The 2,500-nt window shown below is 56.0% G+C and carries 2 rRNA genes (1 of these 2 cut by a window edge); both read right to left on the reverse strand.

The features are described 5' to 3' along the window. Positions 1-99: ribosomal RNA gene (rrf, locus tag OG738_RS00005) — 5S ribosomal RNA — on the reverse strand. An 80-nt stretch (positions 100-179) separates the two neighbouring features. Continuing rightward, positions 180-2,500, reverse strand: a 23S ribosomal RNA gene (locus tag OG738_RS00010) (it continues 805 nt past the right edge of the window).

Below are 2,500 nucleotides of genomic sequence, written 5' to 3' on the forward strand. Positions count from 1 at the left end.
CTCCCACAACCCTTCGGCTGCAGTACCATCGGCGCTATCAGGCTTAGCTTCCGGGTTCGGAATGGGACCGGGCGTTTCCCTGACGCTAAAACCACCGAAACACTACGAAACAACACATCTGCTCAACCTAGAGCAGCGTGTGGTGTTTCAGAACCGTAGAGTGGATGCGTAACACCTTCGTAGGCAAGTCCTCGGCCTATTAGTACCAGTCAACTCGACAACACATTACTGTGCTTCCATCTCTGGCCTATCAACCCAATGGTCTCTTGGGGGCCTTAACCCACAAAGGGTGGGATACCTCATCTTGGAACAGGCTTCCCGCTTAGATGCCTTCAGCGGTTATCCCTTCCGAACGTGGCCAACCAGCCATGCCCCTGGCGGGACAACTGGCACACCAGAGGTTCGTCCGTCCCGGTCCTCTCGTACTAGGGACAGCCTTCCTCAAGTATCCTACGCGCGCGGCGGATAGGGACCGAACTGTCTCACGACGTTCTAAACCCAGCTCGCGTGCCGCTTTAATGGGCGAACAGCCCAACCCTTGGGACCTACTCCGGCCCCAGGATGCGACGAGCCGACATCGAGGTGCCAAACCATGCCGTCGATATGGACTCTTGGGCAAGATCAGCCTGTTATCCCCGGGGTACCTTTTATCCGTTGAGCGACACCCCTTCCACCAGGAGGTGCCGGATCACTAGTCCCGACTTTCGTCCCTGCTCGACATGTCTGTCTCACAGTCAAGCTCCCTTGTGCACTTGCACTCAACACCTGATTGCCAACCAGGCTGAGGGAACCTTTGGGCGCCTCCGTTACTCTTTAGGAGGCAACCGCCCCAGTTAAACTACCCATCAGGCACTGTCCCTGAACCAGATCATGGCCCGAGGTTCAGATTCCCAATTCGACCAGAGTGGTATTTCAACAACGACTCCACAGCCACTAGCGTGACCACTTCACAGTCTCCCACCTATCCTACACAAGCCGAACCGAAAACCAATACCAAACTATAGTAAAGGTCCCGGGGTCTTTCCGTCCTGCCGCGCGTAACGAGCATCTTTACTCGTAGTGCAATTTCGCCGGGCCTGTGGTTGAGACAGCCGGAAAGTCGTTACGCCATTCGTGCAGGTCGGAACTTACCCGACAAGGAATTTCGCTACCTTAGGATGGTTATAGTTACCACCGCCGTTTACTGGCGCTTAAATTCTCAGCTTCACCCCCCAAAGGGAGTTAACCGGTCCTCTTAACGTTCCAGCACCGGGCAGGCGTCAGTCCATATACATCGTCTTGCGACTTCGCATGGACCTGTGTTTTTAGTAAACAGTCGCTTTCCGCTGGTCTCTGCGGCCACCCACCCCTAGCCCGAAAAAGGCTTCAGAGTGTTTGGCCCCCCTTCTCCCGAAGTTACGGGGGCATTTTGCCGAGTTCCTTAACCACAGTTCACCCGATCGCCTTGGTATTCTCTACCTGACCACCTGTGTTGGTTTGGGGTACGGGCCGTGCATGCACTCACTAGAGGCTTTTCTCGGCAGCATAGGATCACTCTACTTCGCCTCAAACGGCTACGCATCACGTCTCAACCTATATGGAACACGGATTTGCCTATGTTCCGGCCTACACGCTTACACCAGGACAACCATCGCCTGGCGGAGCTACCTTCCTGCGTCACCCCATCGCTTGACTACTACGAAATCAGGCCCCACGCTCCACACACCCAACTAGGTCCGAAGACTTCGCCGAGCGGCTTCGGGTGGTTAGTATCAAACGCCTCGTCATGGGCGCACATGCTCGGGTACGGGAATATCAACCCGTTGTCCATCGACTACGCCTGTCGGCCTCGCCTTAGGTCCCGACTTACCCTGGGCGGATTAGCCTGGCCCAGGAACCCTTGGTCATCCGGCGGCAGAGTTTCTCACTCTGCATTCGCTACTCATGCCTGCATTCTCACTCCCACACCCTCCACGACTGGCTTCCGCCGCCGCTTCCCCGGATGCAGGACGCTCCCCTACCCATCCACACCACTAGATCGTTCCCTCAAGGAGAACAACCGATGTATTGCATGAATGACACAGCTTCGGCGGTGTGCTTAAGCCCCGCTACATTGTCGGCGCAGGACCACTTGACCAGTGAGCTATTACGCACTCTTTCAAGGGTGGCTGCTTCTAAGCCAACCTCCTGGTTGTCTGGGCAATCCCACATCCTTTCCCACTGAGCACACACTTAGGGGCCTTAGCTGGTGTTCTGGGCTGTTTCCCTCTCGACGACGAAGCTTATCCCCCGCCGTCTCACTGCCACGCTCTCACACTACGGTATTCGGAGTTTGGTTGATTTCGGTAACCCGGTAAGGCCCCTAGACCATCCAGTAGCTCTACCCCCGCAGAGAAACACGTGACGCTGCACCTAAATGCATTTCGGGGAGAACCAGCTATCACGGAGTTTGATTGGCCTTTCACCCCTACCCACAGCTCATCCCCTCAGTTTTCAACCTAAGTGGGTTCGGGCCTCCACG

Origin of the sequence: Amycolatopsis sp. NBC_01488 (genome assembly GCF_036227105.1) — a bacterium.
Lineage (GTDB): Bacteria > Actinomycetota > Actinomycetes > Mycobacteriales > Pseudonocardiaceae > Amycolatopsis.